General features: G+C 65.3%; 15 protein-coding genes. 5 read left to right on the forward strand and 10 right to left on the reverse strand.

Going from position 1 to position 17081, the window contains the following annotated elements; genetic code table 11:
• Window positions 1-430 precede the first annotated feature (430 nt).
• From F1193_RS17065 to F1193_RS09175, 3 genes are all read left to right on the forward strand, one after another.
• On the forward strand, window positions 431-601 hold the full coding sequence (locus F1193_RS17065; RefSeq protein ID WP_170263478.1) for a hypothetical protein: 171 nt from the start codon (window positions 431-433) through the stop codon (window positions 599-601).
• 896 nt (window positions 602-1497) lie between these two features.
• Window positions 1498-1671 carry a hypothetical protein gene (locus tag F1193_RS17070; protein ID WP_170263480.1) on the forward strand — a complete coding sequence of 58 codons (174 nt, stop codon included), beginning with the start codon at window positions 1498-1500 and terminating at the stop codon, window positions 1669-1671.
• 962 nt (window positions 1672-2633) lie between these two features.
• Window positions 2634-5003 carry a M10 family metallopeptidase C-terminal domain-containing protein gene (locus tag F1193_RS09175; protein WP_170263482.1) on the forward strand — a complete coding sequence of 790 codons (2370 nt, stop codon included), beginning with the start codon at window positions 2634-2636 and terminating at the stop codon, window positions 5001-5003.
• 162 nt (window positions 5004-5165) lie between these two features.
• On the opposite strand, the gene F1193_RS09180 is transcribed toward F1193_RS09175, so the two are convergent.
• The 10 genes from F1193_RS09180 to F1193_RS09220 form a co-directional block, all read right to left on the reverse strand.
• Window positions 5166-5717, reverse strand: coding sequence for a flavin reductase family protein (locus F1193_RS09180; protein WP_150097384.1), 552 nt, complete (start codon window positions 5715-5717; stop codon window positions 5166-5168).
• Between the two features lie 161 nt (window positions 5718-5878).
• Window positions 5879-6313: a hypothetical protein gene (locus F1193_RS09185; protein WP_150097385.1), complete on the reverse strand. Its 435-nt coding sequence runs from the start codon at window positions 6311-6313 to the stop codon at window positions 5879-5881.
• A gap of 371 nt (window positions 6314-6684) precedes the next feature.
• Window positions 6685-6861: a DUF6898 family protein gene (locus F1193_RS17075; protein WP_170263484.1), complete on the reverse strand. Its 177-nt coding sequence runs from the start codon at window positions 6859-6861 to the stop codon at window positions 6685-6687.
• 73 nt (window positions 6862-6934) lie between these two features.
• Complete coding sequence (locus tag F1193_RS09190) at window positions 6935-8224, reverse strand: L,D-transpeptidase family protein (RefSeq protein WP_425457226.1); 1290 nt, start codon at window positions 8222-8224, stop codon at window positions 6935-6937.
• Between the two features lie 557 nt (window positions 8225-8781).
• Complete coding sequence (ldtR, locus tag F1193_RS09195) at window positions 8782-9294, reverse strand: transcriptional regulator LdtR (RefSeq protein ID WP_126399721.1); 513 nt, start codon at window positions 9292-9294, stop codon at window positions 8782-8784.
• A 164-nt stretch (window positions 9295-9458) separates the two neighbouring features.
• On the reverse strand, window positions 9459-10346 hold the full coding sequence (gene mmsB, locus F1193_RS09200; RefSeq protein WP_150097386.1) for a 3-hydroxyisobutyrate dehydrogenase: 888 nt from the start codon (window positions 10344-10346) through the stop codon (window positions 9459-9461).
• 42 nt (window positions 10347-10388) lie between these two features.
• On the reverse strand, window positions 10389-10823 hold the full coding sequence (locus tag F1193_RS09205; RefSeq protein ID WP_150097387.1) for a DUF6163 family protein: 435 nt from the start codon (window positions 10821-10823) through the stop codon (window positions 10389-10391).
• Window positions 10820-11848 (reverse strand): enoyl-CoA hydratase/isomerase family protein, encoded by a 1029-nt coding sequence (locus F1193_RS09210; protein WP_150097388.1) that lies wholly within the window; start codon window positions 11846-11848, stop codon window positions 10820-10822. Before F1193_RS09210 ends, F1193_RS09205 begins: the two co-directional genes overlap by 4 nt.
• A gap of 10 nt (window positions 11849-11858) precedes the next feature.
• Window positions 11859-12377 (reverse strand): DUF29 domain-containing protein, encoded by a 519-nt coding sequence (locus tag F1193_RS09215; RefSeq protein ID WP_150097389.1) that lies wholly within the window; start codon window positions 12375-12377, stop codon window positions 11859-11861.
• A 196-nt stretch (window positions 12378-12573) separates the two neighbouring features.
• Window positions 12574-13713 carry an acyl-CoA dehydrogenase family protein gene (locus F1193_RS09220; protein ID WP_150097390.1) on the reverse strand — a complete coding sequence of 380 codons (1140 nt, stop codon included), beginning with the start codon at window positions 13711-13713 and terminating at the stop codon, window positions 12574-12576.
• Window positions 13714-13926: 213 nt separating this feature from the next.
• On the opposite strand from F1193_RS09220, the gene hemB reads away from it, so the two are divergent.
• On the forward strand, window positions 13927-14991 hold the full coding sequence (hemB, locus tag F1193_RS09225) for a porphobilinogen synthase (RefSeq protein WP_150097391.1): 1065 nt from the start codon (window positions 13927-13929) through the stop codon (window positions 14989-14991).
• 532 nt (window positions 14992-15523) lie between these two features.
• Window positions 15524-16861, forward strand: a complete 1338-nt coding sequence (locus tag F1193_RS09230; RefSeq protein WP_150097392.1) for a CAP domain-containing protein — start codon at window positions 15524-15526, stop codon at window positions 16859-16861.
• Window positions 16862-17081: the final 220 nt, after the last annotated feature.

Here is a 17081-nt window from a genome sequence, read left to right on the forward strand (position 1 = left end):
GATTCGCGCGGCTGACGGCGCCCTGACGCACCCTGGCGGGCCGCGGTTGCGTTCCCGGCGGGGCAAAGGTCGTGAGCGAATCCCCGCTTCTCGCGCCGGCGCGGCCCAGCGCCGCAGCAGCAGAGCACCCTCTCTCCACAACAAGGCTGCTTGCCGCCTTGAGGCAGAAATCCGGCCGCCGGAAATTCCGTCGAAACGGCCGGGTTGACCCGTGTTTCACGGTGTTCGGCGGCGATGCCGGCCATTGCATTCGGCGCCAGAAACGGTAGTGTCACGCCGCTTGGGGGGTGCGACAACCTATTCCATTTTCATCCGTGACGACACCGCAGCCCCGACCGGTGTGGAACGGATGAACTGAGGCGTTTGGCCGTGCCAGCCGTCTCAGTATGGGAGGGGTGGACACTCTCAGCTCCTTAGGAGAGGATCAAAAATGAAACTTTCGTTCGTTATTGGGGCGCTCTCGGCCATCCTCGCGTCGACGGCTGCGTCTGCCGCTATCGTTAACGGCACTGCTGTGCCGAGCATCACCGACGCCAACCTCTGGGTTCCGCTCGGAATCCTTGGCATCCCGACCATCTGGATCGCGCTGCTCTATCGTTGAGCACGCGCCAGCGGCTCAGGGTTTGAACAGAACATCTCGGGCTGGGCTCCTCGCGGGTCCAGCGCGGTTCTGTAATACCTGACGTTTTGCAGGGTTTCCAATTGCGCCACGGTGCTCTTGGAAATCCTGCTTCATTAAGCTGCCACGGCCCTGGGTCCGTGGCAGCTTTTTGATTCATGCTCTTTGTCCTCCTCTTTGTCTCTTTGTCCTCTTCTCTCGTCTTTCTTGGTCTCCGCGTTCCTTTGGATACGTTGATTCTATTATGACCTACGGGCCAGCCTGCGGCCGATGCGTTGGGACCGGCTCTCGCGGCGAGCACTCTCGAAACGGAAGCTCGACCGGTTGCATTGCGTCCTGCCCGGACCCTGCCCACCGGCCCTCCCCAGGCACCGTTCGATCGGCAGAGCAGGCAGATAAGTAGTACGTCCCATGCAGGTTGCGGTGATTGCCGCTGCCGCCGCTAGGCTCCGCACAATCGTGCCCAGGCCGGGGAGCGCCGCCGGCGGCCGCCGAGTCGCCGCCGAGGCAGGGCAACCCTTGCCGCATGCGGCTTCGCAGCCGCCGACCCCAGGACGCGCGGGGCCGGATTGTTTCCGGCGGATACCGCCACGCCGTCGAAAAAGTCTGCCCGCCACGAGTTCGGACCGCATGTGACGGGCTGGTGATCGGCAGTTTCTCGTAACCTCAATCGCCGATCCAACCATTGCATTCGTCGCCAGAAGCGCTAGAGTCATCTTGCTCGGAGGTGCGACAGCCTTTTCCGTTCTCATTCGCAACGACACCGCTGCCCCGATCGGTGTAAGGTGAATGGACTGGCGGCGGAAGATAACACCGGCCGCGAGGCATGGCAGAAAAGGAAGTAAGCATTCCTGGGCCCCTTCATGAGAGGACCAAAGATGAAACTATCAGCTGTTATTGGGGCGCTTTCGGTCGTCCTCACGTCGACGCTCGCTTCTGCTTACTTCGCTGCCGATGGCGCTGTGGTGCCGAGCATCACCGATTGGAATCTCTGGGTTCCGCTCGGAATCCTTGGCATGCCGACCATCTGGATCGCGCTGCTCTATCGTTGATCACAGGTCGGCGTAGCAGGGCCTGAGCAGAGTGACGCAGGTTGGACTGAAGGTCGGACCAGCGCTGTCCTGCAAAACCTGAGACGATAGCGGGATTTCCGAATCCGCTAATATGCGGACTTCGGAAATCCTGCTTTTATTTTTTGGCCACTGGAATTCAGCAGTTTTAGAGTTATCGAAATTCCGTCGCGCCCGCCGAGAAGCCGGATGCTGTTTGTTCCGCCGCGCCCCTCTGCGCGGCTTTATTTTTGCCGTCTAAGGCCGCGTCCGCCGATCTGATTGAACCAAGTGGACGCTCTAAGCCCTTGAGTTGTCGCGTTCTCTTTCGCGAAGCCGGTTTCCGCTTTTGCGGAGAATGCTAGAGGGTGTCCGCCGACCTGATTGAACTAGGCGGACGCTTTGATCTCAGCCTGCATGGATCAGCGGCTGTGGCCCCGGAAGCCGTGGCCGGTACACTCCACACCATCGCCGGGCTTGGCCCGGCGATCCCGACACCTGACCATCCCGCCTGCGGCCCTCTTTTCCGACGCCACCGCGTTCCCATTGGCACCGCCGGGCCAAGCCCGGCGGCGTACACGGTGGGCGCGCGCAAGCATGCCATGTCAGCCGGCGTGGATCGTACGGTTTCCGGCTGATCAAGCTGGAAACCGTATCGCCCCGGCAGCTTTCGCAAGTTTGGCTGCAGGTGCCAGACTGACGTTTCATATGGTTTCCGAATGATTACCTCGCGATCGCCGGAAACAGACTCGCCAGATATCCCTGTTCGACAGCGGGGATATCTGTGGCCAAGCGATAAAACCGTGCCATGCGGCGTTGGATTTCGTGTCGCCATTCGCCCTCAACCGTCTCCGACCGCCAAAGAACCGTCATGGGTAGATGGTATTTTAGCGATCAATACACAGTTTGTTTAAAGCGTCTTCGGAATCATGCCGCCTGCCTACACGGGTCCAGGAGAACGCATTATGGCGAAGGCGGTTTGGACGAACGCCCAGATCATCGCTCAGCTCGACAGCGGCTACCACCTGTCGGGAAGCAGCCTGACCTATGGCTTCCCGGCCAGCGCAAGCTGGTTTCCCTACGCCGAGAAGACCGGGTTCTCGGCGCTGACCAGCGCGCAGCAGACCGCCGCAACCCTCGCCATCAAGCTGTGGGATGACCTGATCACGACCGACTTCGCCTACACGTCCAACGGCGCGGCGGCGACCATCAAATACTCGAATACCACAACCGATATCGGCTACGCCCACGCCTACTATCCGGGCAGCTATACTGGCGCCAGTTCGGTCTGGTTCAATTCCAATTACGGATCGAATTCCGGCACCAACAATCTGGTCTCGCCCACGGTCGGCCAGTGGGGGTTCCAGACCTACGTCCATGAAACCGGCCATGCGCTCGGGCTCGACCACCCCGGCGACTATAATGGCGGCTCGCCGACCTATGCGAACGATGCACTCTTCATGCAGGATTCGCAGATGTACAGCATCATGTCGTATTTCACGGCCGACAATACCGGGGCCGACTGGGTAGCGAGCGACGGCAGGACCTACTACGCCCAGACGCCGATGCTGTACGACATCCTGACGATCCAGGCGATGTACGGCGCCGAGACCACCACGCGGGTCGGCAACACCACCTACGGGTTCAATGCCACCGCCGACGCCTGGGTGTTCGACTTCACCCAGAACAAGCATCCGGTGCTGTGTATCTACGATTCCGCCGGCAATGACACGATCGACCTGTCGGGCTGGAGCTATTCCTGCACCATCGACCTGACGCCGGGCTCCTTCTCCAATTGCGACATGATGACCTGCAACCTGTCGATCGCCTATGGCGCCTGGATCGAGAACGCCATCGGCGGCGGCGGGGCGGACCGCCTCACCGGCAACAGCCTCGGCAACACGCTGTCCGGCCTCGGCGGCAACGACATCCTCGACGGCGGCGCCGGCAACGACATCCTCCTGGGGGGCGACGGCAGCGACCAGCTCACGGGCGGCACCGGCGACGACACGCTGACCGGCGGCGCCGGCAACGACACGCTGACCGGCAATGACGGCACCGACACCGCGCTCTATTCCGGCCTGTTCGCGGCCTACACGATCTCCATCTCCGGCGGCTGCTACTTGGTCTCCGGCGAAGGGGTGGACACGCTGGCCGGCATCGAGTTCGCGCGCTTCGTCGACGGCGTCTACGATTTCCTGCTCGGCCTGTTCTCCGACCCGACCACGACCACCACCACGACAACCACCACCGACGAGTCGGAGACCGGTGTCACCGTCTTCGGCTCCAAACGCAGCGACACCATCAGCACCACCGTCACCGTCGCAGGCCAGTCCATGGCCGGCGACGGCGCCGACACGCTCTACGGCTATGCCGGCAACGACTCGCTGGATGGCGGCCTGGGCGCCGACGTCATGTATGGCGGTGCCGGCAACGACATCTACGCGGTCGACGATGCGGGCGACCAGGTGATCGAGCTGATCGGCCAGGGCACCGATCTCGTGCGCACCACGCTGTCCGCCTTCACGCTCGGCGACAATCTCGAACGGCTGACCTACATCGGCAGCGGGGATTTCGCCGGCACCGGCAATGCACTCGCCAACATCCTGACCGGCGGCGCCGGCGACGACACGCTCTTGGGGTTCGCCGGCAACGACTCGCTGGCCGGCAATGACGGCGCCGACACGCTCGACGGCGGCCTCGGCAACGACACCATGGTCGGCGGCGCCGGCAACGACACCTATGTGGTCGACAGCACGCGCGACAGGATCACCGAGCGCAAGGATGGCGGCACCGATCTGGTGACCACCTCGCTCAGCAAATATGCGCTCAGGGCCTACCTCGAAGACCTCACCTATACCGGCTCGGACGCCTTCATCGGCACCGGCAATGCGTCGGCCAATGTCATCACCGGCGGCACGGGCAATGACAAGCTTTCCGGCGCCGCCGGAAACGACGTGCTCGACGGCCTCGCAGGCGACGACATCCTCGAAGGCGGCGCAGGGGTCGACACCCTGTCTGGCGGCGAGGGTGCCGACACCTTCGTCTTCCGCACCATCAAGGACATGGGCTGCAACGACAGTGCCGACACCATCTGCGACTTCTCGACGGCCGAGAACGATATCATCGATCTGCACCTGATCGATGCCATGACCAAATTGCGCGGCAACAACACATTCGTGTTCATCGGCGAGGACGACTTCTCGAACACGGCCGGCCAGCTCCGGTTCACCGAGGGCCTGCTCGCCGGCGACATCAATGGCGACGGCACCGCCGATTTCGAGATCCGCCTCACCGGCGTCACCACGCTCTCCGAGACGAGCATCCTTCTTTGATGCAGGGTCCGAAAGCACGGTTGCGATTCCGAATCCGGACGTCGCTGTAAGCCGCTGCGATTCAGAATCCGGATTTCGCCGCAAGCCGCTGCCATGAAACCGGAATTGCGTCGGCGACGGGAGGCGCGATACCGGCCCCGCCGGCCGGTGGCCGCCCCTTCCCTACAGCATCTCCGGCCGGAACTTCGCGCGCCGGCTGATGATCCTGCCCGACACCATGAATTCGCCGCCACCGAGATAGTGCAGCGTTTCCGGGTGCTTCGGTCGCGCCGCGGCCTGCGCCTTCACCACCTCGAAAATGAAGAAGTTGTAGGTGTCGATCAGACAGCCATCGACGAGGCGGCACTCGAAATTGGCGTGGCACTCGGCGATGAGGGGGGCAGCGACGTGCGCGGCCGGCTCGGCCGTCAGGCCGAAATGCGCGAACTTGTCGATCTCGGCGCCGGTGGTGTTGCCAATGCCGACCACGGTGTCGACCATGTCGGCGGTCGGCAGGTTGATCACGCACGCCTTGCTGCGCCGGATCAGGTCAAAGCTGTGGTTGGCGCCGGAAATGATGCAGCCGACCAGCGACGGCGTGAACTCCATCACCGTGAGCCAGCCCATGGTCATGATGTCGGTCTCGCCGCGATCGGCGGAGGACACCAGCACCACCGGGCCCGGTTCGAGAAAGCGCCGCACCTCGCTGACCGGGACGTCGATCTTGCGCGACATCGCCGCCTCACGGATTTCACACGGCGTCCGGCCATGATGCCGGACACCGTGTGACATCAAACCTCACCTCTGCCGGAAACCGCTTCTCCGAAACATCTGTTCGAAAAGGGATTTCCGGCTGTCGGGATACGGTTATCCGGCTTGATCAGCCGGAAACCGCATCACGGCTTCTTCTCGGCCGGCTCGCTCGCCTCCGGTTCGGCGGCGGGCGCAGGCTCCGCCGGCGCTGCCGGTGTAGCGGACTCGGCCGGCAGCGCCTCCTCGATGGCGGGCTCGGCAACCGCAACGACGGTCACCACCGTCGTCTCGGCCACCGCCTCGACCGTCTCCGACACGGCCGGCTCGACCACGATCGTCTCAGCCGCCGTCTCGACAGGCGGGGCCGGGTCCACGGCTGCGGCGGCCGGTTCGTCCGCCTTGACGGGAGAAGTCTCCGTCTTCGCCGCATCAAGCGCGGCGGCGCGTTCCTCCGCGGCCTGACGGCGCTCCTCCTGGAAATTGGTCACCAGGAACCAGAACCAGTTGATCGGCCACCAGATGACCGGTCCTCGCCCCTCTTCCCACAGAATGCCTCTGCCCTTGAAGCTGTATGTCATGCCGAATCCCTCCGCAACGGCGGCGGTAGTATAGCGCAGCAGTGCGACAAGCACAGCGACTCGAATGCGCCGGGTTTCCGCCGCCCGGCACCAGAGCATGCCCGGCAAGACCGGAACCCGCCGCTGCGGAAGCGATGACGTGAGACGGAATCCGGCTGATCAAGCCGAAGCTTTGTCGTTCCGCCGGCAATACTCCTGGCCGCGGGCAACCATATCTGCTGAAGTGCAGAGATTACGGATACAAATTTTCCTCGCCCGCAGATAATCGCCCCGCGATTCCCGCAAGCACGCGGAGCGAAGAGCTCTTGTCATGCGGCAGGTTTGATTGCGATCCGCCGACGAAGATCGTCCCGCACGCGCGGATAGTCGTCTTAACCTGCGGCAAGCCGGCGTTGAAGCTTCTGCATCGCCAGCCGTTCGAGGTCGGCGCGGGCGGCGGCGGCGGGCGCCATCACCACCACCTCAATGCCGGTTTCGGCATCAATGGCGGCCACCCGGACATAGGCGCCCATCCGGGAAAATTCGAACAGCACTTCGCGCTCGGCCATGTCGCCTTCCGCAACCCGGATACGCTGGCCGGGCACACGGCCCCCGCCCCGGCCGGCGCTGCCCCACTCGTCCTCAGTGGTCCGCGGCGATCTGGCCGCCCAGTCCGTCGCGGTTGTAGATGTCCTCGCGGAACTGAACCACGCCGTCCGAGGTCGCCCAGGCGGTGACGTACACCCAGTAGACCGGCACCGGCGCCACCGGCTTGGCATCGGCGCGCTCGCCCGAGCGGATCACCGAGTCGATCTGCGGCCGCGCCCATTGGCTGCCGGCGAGAATCCAGGTGACGAGATCGCGCACGTTCTGCACCCGCACGCAGCCCGAGGAGTCGAAGCGACGGTCCTCGCCGAACAGGTTCTTCTGCGGCGTGTCGTGCATATAGACGGCATGCTGGTTCGGCATGTTGATGCGCACCGAACCCATCGAGTTCTGCTCGCCCGGATCCTGGCGGAACTGGTAGTTCACCGCCTCTTCAGAGTACCAGTTGATCTGGCGAGGATCGAGCTCGCGTCCGCGGCCGTCATAGACCCTGATCTTGTACTTGGCCAAGTATTCCGGCTCGGCCTGCATCTTGGGGATCAGATCCTTGCGGATGATCGACACCGGCACGGTCCAGAACGGGTTGAAATTGACTTCCTGGATCTTGACCGACAGCACCGGCGAGGGCCGGTCCGGCTTGCCGACGATGGCGGTGTGGCGGGAAACCACCGCGCCATTCTCCACCGCCTCGAGCTGCGCAGCAGGAATATTGACGGTGATGAAGCGGTTGCCAAGGAAGCCGGACATCGCCTTGAGCCGGCCGAGATTGGTCTCGAGCTGGCGCAGCCGCACGTCGGCCGGCACGTTGAGGGCGCGATAGCTGCTCTCGCGCACCACGCCGTCTGCCTGGAGGCCGTGACGGGCCTGGAAGCGGCGAACGCCGGCCTCGACATAGGAATCGAACACATCCGACACGCCGGCGGCCGGATCGAGGTCGCCGCTCGCGGCCAGACGCTGGCGCAGTGCCGGCACGGCCCGATGGCGCATGCCGACGCGCAGCCGCCCGGCCTCGGGCACCGTCGGCCAGCCGCCACGGGCGACGATGCCGGCATAGACCTGCAGCGCCTGCTCGGTGGCCGCGAGCGTTTGCGGCGACAGGGTCGGCAGCGACGAGCGCGGCATCAGGATGGTGCGCGAGGCCGAATCGAACCCCTGGTTCCATTCGGCGCTGTCGGCCAGGGTCGCGTTCCGTTCCTCCTGGCCGAAGCCCAGGCCGAACCCCTGCGCCAGCACCGGCGAAGCGATCAGCCCGGCGCCAAGTCCGGCACCGAGACCGGCCAGCAGGCCGCGGCGGGACACCGAAACGGGCGACAGGATGGCGGACAAACGAGACCCAAAAGGTTGGTCGGCGCGTGACGACACGATGCCGGGCTCCGGATTGAAATCGCCGACGCCCGCGAAATTGCGGGCGAAGCGGGGGTGGACTATCGGCTTGTTTCGTTAACAAACAAAATGGCCATAACGGGGCGACCCCCGCGAAGAGTGCCGCCTGCGGCCTTCACCTTGGCGTGCACAGGCCGCGGTGCGTGCACGCCGGACTCCCTGCCACGAGGGCGTGCGCCTCACGGTTTTCGATTGGTCACCTGACCCTCCCGGAAACAGCCGCACTGGAAAACCATGTTCGGAAACCGGCCTCCCCAGGCCGGGATTCCCGGTCTCCGGTGCTGCAGGCCGAGGTTGCTGCCCTTTCGGAATGCACCGCTCCGCAAGCCGGAACAGGCCCTGAAGGCGTGCGCATTCGACGCGGCGGGCGGCAGCATGCCTCCAGTCAAGACAGAGCCGGCCAAGACGAATCCCATAGAGACGACCCCGGCCATAACGGAACGGCCCCGATCCTCGTCGGATCGGGGCCGTTCGCCGCAAGGCGTTCGATCAGAAGGCGATTACAGCCGATAGAGGATCTGGTCGGTCCAGAACCGCTCGAGTCGCTGCAACGCCTTGTTCAGGCCGGCGAAATCGGCTGTGCCGATGCCGCCCACCTGCTCGATGGTCTTGATGTGCTTGGCATAGAGGCTGTCAATGATATCGCGAACCTCCCTGCCCTTGTCCGTCAGGCTGATGCGCACCGACCGCCGGTCGATCCGCGAGCGCTGATGGTGAAGATAGCCCATTTCCACGAGCTTCTTCAGATTGTAGGACACGTTGGAGCCAAGATAGTAGCCCCTGGTGCGAAGTTCACCAGCGGTCAGTTCACTGTCTCCGATGTTGAACAGCAGCAGTGCCTGCACGCTGTTGACGTCGGAGCGGCCTCGACGATCGAACTCGTCCTTGATCACGTCAAGGAGCCGGCGATGCAGTCGCTCTACCAGCGTCAGAGACTCGAGGTAGAGCGGACGAATCTCCTGGGCTCGCTCTCGTCGCTCGACGGGTTCTACCGTCTTCACTGCACTCTTCATTACGACGCCCCTTGTCTGCTGTAAGCACCGGTGTTTCCCGGTTTCACAGCAAATCTAGCTCTCCTTGCCTAAGGTTCGTCTTAAAGAATACCGTGAACAGTCGGTGAAATTTCCCAGCCTTGACGCGAGGTTTACGGGTTGTTTGCAATTGTACTATTCGGTTGTCAGGTACCGCGCAGGAAACGGATGATACCAGAGAAATCGCGTCCGCCCTCGCCGCTGCCGCAATAGAGGCCGTAGAGCTGGGCCACCGTCGCCCCCAGCGGCGTCGACGCGCCGGCCCCCGCCGCGGCATCCTGGGCAAGCTTGAGGTCCTTCAGCATCATCGCGGCGGTGAAGCCCGCGGCATAGTCGCGGTTGGCCGGCGAGGTCGGCACCGGGCCGGGCACCGGGCAGTAGCTGGTGAGCGACCAGCACTGGCCGGAGGATTTGGAGGAGATGTCGAACAGCTTCTGGGCGTCGAGCCCCAGCCGCTCGGCCAGCACGAAGGCTTCCGACACCGCCACCATCGAGATGCCGAGAATCATGTTGTTGCAGATTTTCGCCGCCTGGCCGGTGCCGGGGCCGCCGGCGTGCACGATGGTCTTGCCCATCGCCTGGAGGATCGGCTCGGCGCGGGCGAAGGCCGCGTCCGGCCCGCCGACCATGAAGGTGAGCGTGCCGGCGGTGGCGCCGCCAACGCCGCCGGACACCGGCGCATCGAGCATGGCGAGACCCTTGGCCTCGGCCTCCGCCGCCACGGCGCGGGCGGTTTCCACGTCGATGGTGGAGGAGTCGATCAGCAGCGCGCCGGGCGCCGCGGTGGCGATCACCCCGCCGGGCCCGAGATAGACCTCGCGCACATGACGGCCCGCCGGCAGCATGGAGACGATGATCTCGGCGCCGGCCGCGACATCGGCGGCCTTGGCCGCCGCGATGCCGCCCGCCGCGGTGAAGCGCTCCACCGCCGCCGGCACCGGGTCATAGCCGGTGACCCGATGGCCCGCCTTGAGCAGATTTGCCGCCATCGGTCCGCCCATATTGCCGAGCCCGATGAACCCGATGTTCGCCATGATGTATCCTCCCGTGGATGGTTTTTTTGTCGTTGGAATGGATTAGCGGTCCGGCTTCTCGCGCAGCGCCAGCACCCTCAGCACCACGTAGCCGACCAGCAGCAGCGCGTAGAAGATGGTGAGCGGCACCTGCCCGCCATAGATCTGCGGAAACCAGATATCGAGCACCACCTGGGACATGCCGCCGATCAGCCACACCGCGGCGCCCCAGGCGGCGAGCAGCCACAGGCCGACGCCGGCCACAACATCGATGATGGCGAAGAAGATGGTGGCGATCTGCCAGGCCGGCGGCATGACCTCGAAGCGCACGCCGATGCCGTCGCCGACCCCGCACAGCAGCGACCAGTGGAACAGGCCCTTGATCAGCACCAGCACCGCCACCGAACGCACGAAGATGGTGAGGCGGCGGGCCCACACCCCCTTCTCGACCAGCTTGTCGAGTTCGATCGGCGGATCGTGAATCGGAATGTCGCTCATAACGGCAACTCCCGGTCGAGCGGCGCGAAGTGGCGCTCGACATCGGCGGCCGAAACCGCATCGAGCGTGGGGGGATTCCAGCGCGGCGCGTTGTCCTTGTCGATGATCAGCGCGCGCACGCCCTCGTAGAAATCGTGGCCGTGGGCGAGGCGCGACACGATGCGGAACTCGGTGCGGATCGCCTCGGCAAATGACAGGGTCCGCCCGCGCCGCATCTGGCCGAGCGCGATCTTGAGGCTCGTTGGCGATTTGCTGCGGATGGTGGCGGCAAGCTCCGGCCCGGGTGCTTGGGCGCCATCGAGCCGGGCGAGAATCGCCTCGACGCTGTCGCCGGCAAAGCCGTCGTCGATGAGCGGACGGATGTCGCGCAGCGGCCCCGCGGCCGGCGGCAACGACCGCGACGCCACAGCGGCGTCGGCATGCTGACCGGCGGCGAGATCGGCGATCAGCGCCGGAAAATCGGCCGACCGCACCGCCGCCCGCACCAGACCGAGGTCGGCGGCGTCGGCCTGATTCAGCCGCGCGCCGGTGAGCGCGCAATAGGTGCCGACCTCGCCGGGCAGGCGCGGCAGAGCGTAGGTCGCCCCGACATCGGGGAAGAAGCCGATGCCGACCTCCGGCATGGCGAACTGGAAACGGTCGCCGGCGACGCAGTGGCTGCCATGGATCGACACGCCGACCCCGCCGCCCATGACGATGCCGTCGACCAGCGCGACATAGGGCTTCGGGTAGGTCTTGATCCTGGCGTTGAGCAGATATTCGTCGTGCCAGAAGGCAAGCTGCTCGTCGAAGCGCCCGGCCTGGGCGAGATCGTAGAGCCGGCGGATGTCGCCGCCGGCACAGAAGGCGCGCTCGCCCGCGCCCTGCACCACGATGCAGCGAACGGCGGGATCCTCGGCCCAGAGGTCGAGCTGGCGGGCAAGCGCCAGCGCCATGGCGTGGGTCAGCGCATTCAGCGCCTTGGGACGATTGAGCGTGACGATGCCGGCGGCGCCGCGCTGCTCGAACAGAATCTCTGAATCCATCGGGACTGTCTTAAACGTCGGGGGAACGGGCGGCGAGTGCTGCAGGATCGGCCGGCGGCCACTCGACCGGCCGGGTCATGATGGCGTCGAAGTCGTAGGCGCAGGTTTCGGGGAACACCGAAAGGTCGAGGTCGGTCTCACCGGAGGCTTCGAGCCGGGCGGTTTCGTACGCATTGGCGAGCACCTCCGCCAGCACGCCTTTCAGGCCCGGATTTTCCCGGAGCACCCTGGCCGCGTTCTTGCGGTGGACGGCAATGCTGAGGGTCCAGCTGCGGGTGCGCTTCTCGGGCTGGAAATCCCATTTCAGGAGGTGCATCAGCACCAGCCGCAAGGCGCTTTCCAGCTTCCACTTTTCTGATTTGCCCAAGTCCTCGATCTCGTCGGCGAGGTGTTCGATGTCGAGCTCGCTCCAGCGCCCGGCGCGCAGCAAGGCTGCCTGCTCGAAGGCCCAGCTATAGGTGTCGTCCTCATAGCGCACGGATGCCGAGGACTGTTGGGCCTTGGGAGCCTTGTTCGCGACGTCGTCCATCAGGCGCCTCTCTTTCTTCACCTCTCCCCTTGCGGGAGAGGTCGGCGAGGATTGAGCGAAGCGAAATCCGAGCCGGGTGAGGGGTATTTGAAGCCCCCCTCACCCGCCTCGCGATCTGATCGATCGCTCGGCACCCTCTCCCGCAAGGGGAGAGGGAAAGACCCGCGCTCCATGCCGCGGCCGGTCAGCATCTTCCTCAAGTTTCAAATATACCGCGGCTGATGATCAGCCGCATGATCTCGTTGGTGCCCTCCAGGATGCGGTGCACGCGCAGATCGCGCAGCACGCGCTCGATCGGGAAGTCGCGCAGATACCCATAGCCGCCATGAAGCTGCAGGCAGCCATCGACCACCTGGAAGCCGACATCGGTGGCCAGCCGCTTGGCCATGGCGGCGAGCTGGGTTGCGTTCGGCTCGCGGTCGGCGACCGCCTTCGCCGCGCGGCGGAGCAAGAGGCGCGCCGCCTCCAGCTCGGTGGCGTAGTCGGCGATGCGGAAGCGCAGCGCCTGGAAGTCGGCGATCGGTTGCCCGAACTGCTTCCTCTGGCGCATGTAGTCGACGGTCTGGTCGAGGCAGAACTGCGCGCCGCCCAGCGAGCAGGCGCCGATGTTCAGCCGGCCGCCATCGAGCCCGGCCATGGCGATCTTGAAGCCCTGCCCTTCGCTGCCAACCAGATTGCCGGCCGGAATCCGGCAATTCTCGAAATGCACCGCGGCGGTGGGCTGGGTCTTCCAGCCGAGCTTCTTCTCCTTGGCGCCGAAACTGAGCCCCGGCGTGCCGGTCTCGACCACGAAGCAGGAGATGCCGCGCGGCCCCGCCTCGCCGGTGCGGGCCATCACCACATAGACGTCCGACACGCCGCCGCCCGAGATGAACGCCTTGTCGCCGTCGAGCACCCAGTGATCGCCGTCGCGGCGGGCGCGGGTGCGCAGCGAGGCGGCATCCGACCCGGCGCCCGGCTCGGTCAGGCAGTAGCTCGCCACCCTGTCCATGGTGCACAGGCTGGGCAGGTAGCGCTGGCGCAACGCCTCCGAGCCGAAGGCGTCGATCATCCACGACGCCATGTTGTGGATGGACAGGAAGGCGGCGGTGGACACGCACCCCTGCGCCAGTTCCTCGAAGATCAGCGCGGCGTCGAAGCGCGTGAGGCCGGAGCCGCCGACATCGTCCTTCACATAGATGCTGGCGAAGCCGAGCGCGGCGGCGTGCCGCAGCGTGTCGAGGGGAAAGGTCTCGGCCTCGTCCCAGGCCTTGGCGTGGGGGGCCATCTCGTGGCGGGCGAACGCGCGCGCCGCCTCGGCAATCGCCCGCTGGTCGGCGGTAAGGGCGAAGTCCATCGGCTTTTCTCGTTGTATTGCCGGCGCTTGGGCTGCGCCGGTCCTCCCGTCCGGCGATCTAACGAGGCCCTGGCGCCAGCGTCAACGCGACATTGGTTGCACGCAGGCCGGGCATGCCGGGCCGAAATACGGCCGGCGGCTTTGCTGTGGCCGGGGCGGTTGCGGAGTGCTAAGGCCTTTCGCGCTTTTTTCCCGCGTTCCGGAGGCGTCGCCATGGCCATCAAATACGGCCGCCCGATCGAACCCGCCAATCACTTCCCGCTCGAAGCGCCGGCCGGCCGAACCCCGCCGGGCCTCGACCTCGTCCACCGGCCGCGCCGCACCCGCCGCACCGACTGGGCGCGCCGCCTGGTGCGCGAAAACACCCTCACGGTCGACGACCTGATCTGGCCGATCTTCATCGTCGATGGCGAGAAGACCCGCGTGCCGGTGGCCTCGATGCCGGGCGTCGAGCGCCTCAGCGTCGACGAGGCGGTGAAGGAGGCCGAGCGCGCCGCCGCACTCAAGATCCCGGTGCTGTCGCTGTTCCCCTACACCGATCCGGCCAAGCGCAGCGAGGGCGCGGAGGAAGCGCTCAACCCGGACAACCTCGTCAACACCGCGATGCGGGCCATCAAGGCGGCGGTGCCCGACATCGGGCTCCTCGCCGACGTCGCGCTCGACCCCTACACCAGCCACGGCCATGACGGGCTGATCCAGGACGGCATCATCCTCAACGACGAGACCGTCGAGATGCTGGTGAACCAGTCGCTGGTGCAGGCCGAGGCCGGCGCCGACATCATCGCGCCGTCCGACATGATGGACGGCCGCATCGGCGCCATCCGCGCCGGGCTCGACGCCGCCGGCTTCCAGGACGTGTCGATCATGGCCTATTCGGCCAAGTACGCCTCGGCCTTCTACGGCCCGTTCCGCGACGCGGTCGGCTCCAAGTCGACGCTGACCGGCGACAAGCGCACCTACCAGATGGATCCCGGCAACGGCAACGAGGCGATCAAGGAGACCGAACTCGACATCGCCGAGGGCGCCGACATGGTGATGGTGAAGCCCGGCATGCCGTACCTCGACATCGTGTGGCGGTTGAAGGAGACCTTCGGCCTACCGACCTACGCCTACCAGGTGTCGGGCGAGTACGCGATGATCATGGCCGCCGCCCAGAACGGCTGGCTCGACGGCGAGAAGGCGATGATGGAGAGCCTGCTCTGCTTCAAGCGCGCCGGCGCCGACGGCATCCTCACCTATTTCGCGCCGCGCGTGGCGGCGAAGCTCGCAAAGGGGTGAGTTGCCGCGAGCGGGCGGAATAGCGTCAGCGTATTCCGCCTCTTCGCGGTGAGCGCCTTCGCAGCCGGCTCGGCAGCGGGCGGTGCAATACGCTTCGCTATTGCACCCTACGGCTTCGGCTGCTTCGGCCGGAAACCGTATCATTCTCCGCAAAAAAACCCCGCGATGGCTTCGACCATCCCGGGCGCCAGCGGCAGCGCGGGATCGCCATAGGCGGCGCGGTCGCCCGGCGCCGCCTTCAGCGCTTCGTTCATTCCCCGGATCGTCACCAGCCGCACCGCCGGGCAGTCATCGCGACTTACCTTCCTACCGCCCAGACATAAAGCGCCGGTTTGCGGCGAGGTTAGGCATATTTTCTTTGAAGGTGGACACAAGTCAATGTTCCGCCACCCCTCCCTATTCCCGATCGACTCAAAATAAACACGTTTGAGTCAATCGCTGATCACAGTTGATCGCCAGCATCTGATCAGCCCGGATCCACACGCCGCGGATGTTCGACACCTTTTGTATATCCGAATAGGGAAAATAACAGATGACGCAGCCCAGCGCCGAGGAACAATACCTGCTGGAATTGATCAACGCCGAACGTGCGAAGGTCGGTGCCCAGCCGCTCGCGTTCGACGGCGACCTCAACGAAGCCGCCGAAGGCCACAGCGCGTGGATGATCGCCACGGATACGTTCTCGCACACCGGCTCCGGCGGCAGCACCGCCGGCCAGCGCATGTCCGCGGCGGGCTATGCGTTCACCGGCTCCTGGGCCTGGGGCGAGAACATCGCCTACGCCACGACACGCTCGCCGGCCGGCTACCAGGACGAGGTGCAACTCCTGCACACCAATCTGATGAACTCGTCCGGCCACCGCGCCAACATCCTCAACGGCAATTATCGCGAGGTCGGCCTGGGTATTGAGGTCGGCGATTATGGCGGCCGCAACAGCATGTTCGTGACCGAGGACTTCGCCAAGTCCGGCACCGGCACATTTCTCACCGGCGTCGCGTTCGACGACAAGGATGGCGACAAGTTCTACGATCCGGGCGAAGGCCTCGGTGCCATCACCGTCACCGCGATCAGCAGCACCGGCACCAAATACACCACGACGACGATGAATGCCGGCGGCTACGACATGGTGCTGCCGACCGGCACCTATACCGTCACCTTCTCCGGTGCCGGCATCGCCACCACCACGATGCAGGCCACGGTGGGCAGCAAGAACGTCAAGCTCGACCTGGTCGACCCGGCGACCGATGGCGGTACCGTGACGCCCACACCCACCCCCACGCCGACCCCGGAGCCGGAGCCCACGCCGACGCCCGAGTCGTCGATCATCGTCGGCACCTCCCGCGGCAACACGCTCAACGGAACCGCGGCCGCCGATCAGATCCAGGGTCTCGGCGGCAACGACAGGCTCTACGGCCGGGACGGAAACGATCGCCTTGATGGTGGGACGGGCAATGACAGCCTGTGGGGCGGCACGGGTGCCGACACCCTTCTCGGCGGCGACGGCCGCGACGTGCTTTATGGCGAAGCCGGGCTCGACATCCTCACCGGCGGCGGCGGCGCCGACCGCTTCGTGTTCAACACCGCCCTCGGATCGGGCAATGTCGACAACATCACCGACTTCTCGGTGGTGGACGACACCATCGTGCTGGAGAACGCCATCTTCACCGCGCTCCGGTCGACGGGAACCCTGAGCTCGTCCGCGTTCTATGCCGGCACGGCGGCGCACGATTCCACCGACCGCATCATCTACAACCCCAATACCGGCGCGCTGGTCTACGATGCCGACGGTACCGGCTCTGCGGCCGGCGTCGAGTTCGCCCGGCTGACGACGGGGCTGTCGCTGCAGTCGTCCGACTTTGCGGTCATCTGACCCTGGGGCTCGCCCAAGGCGGCCGGCGATCGGCCGGAATTCCGTCTTGGCTGCGGACTTTCGCGAGCCCGCGTCCGCGCACACGAAATCCTTACCCGGAAGCCGTATCGTGCGGCTTCCGGGCGATCACGTCGTGATCGCGGAAACGCATCTGCCGGAATTCCCTGTTCGGAAACGGGATTTCCGGCGAACGGACTGCGAGGCTCCGGCTCGGTCGGCC

It is taken from the genome of Blastochloris sulfoviridis (genome assembly GCF_008630065.1).
In the GTDB taxonomy this organism is placed as follows: Bacteria; Pseudomonadota; Alphaproteobacteria; order Rhizobiales; family Xanthobacteraceae; genus Blastochloris; species Blastochloris sulfoviridis.

Bases quoted from the DNA above. Each gene is read 5' to 3' on its own strand.
- F1193_RS09205 (WP_150097387.1), bottom strand. From the start codon at position 10,823: ATGAGCGACATTCCGATTCACGATCCGCCGATCGAACTCGACAAGCTG.
- F1193_RS17065 (WP_170263478.1), top strand. From the start codon at position 431: ATGAAACTTTCGTTCGTTATTGGGGCGCTCTCGGCCATCCTCGCGTCG.
- F1193_RS17070 (WP_170263480.1), top strand. From the start codon at position 1,498: ATGAAACTATCAGCTGTTATTGGGGCGCTTTCGGTCGTCCTCACGTCG.
- F1193_RS09230 (WP_150097392.1), top strand. From the start codon at position 15,524: ATGACGCAGCCCAGCGCCGAGGAACAATACCTGCTGGAATTGATCAAC.
- ldtR (WP_126399721.1), bottom strand. From the start codon at position 9,294: ATGAAGAGTGCAGTGAAGACGGTAGAACCCGTCGAGCGACGAGAGCGA.
- F1193_RS09180 (WP_150097384.1), bottom strand. From the start codon at position 5,717: ATGTCGCGCAAGATCGACGTCCCGGTCAGCGAGGTGCGGCGCTTTCTC.
- F1193_RS09185 (WP_150097385.1), bottom strand. From the start codon at position 6,313: ATGACATACAGCTTCAAGGGCAGAGGCATTCTGTGGGAAGAGGGGCGA.
- hemB (WP_150097391.1), top strand. From the start codon at position 13,927: ATGGCCATCAAATACGGCCGCCCGATCGAACCCGCCAATCACTTCCCG.
- F1193_RS09220 (WP_150097390.1), bottom strand. From the start codon at position 13,713: ATGGACTTCGCCCTTACCGCCGACCAGCGGGCGATTGCCGAGGCGGCG.
- F1193_RS17075 (WP_170263484.1), bottom strand. From the start codon at position 6,861: ATGGCCGAGCGCGAAGTGCTGTTCGAATTTTCCCGGATGGGCGCCTAT.
- F1193_RS09175 (WP_170263482.1), top strand. From the start codon at position 2,634: ATGGCGAAGGCGGTTTGGACGAACGCCCAGATCATCGCTCAGCTCGAC.
- mmsB (WP_150097386.1), bottom strand. From the start codon at position 10,346: ATGGCGAACATCGGGTTCATCGGGCTCGGCAATATGGGCGGACCGATG.
- F1193_RS09210 (WP_150097388.1), bottom strand. From the start codon at position 11,848: ATGGATTCAGAGATTCTGTTCGAGCAGCGCGGCGCCGCCGGCATCGTC.
- F1193_RS09215 (WP_150097389.1), bottom strand. From the start codon at position 12,377: ATGGACGACGTCGCGAACAAGGCTCCCAAGGCCCAACAGTCCTCGGCA.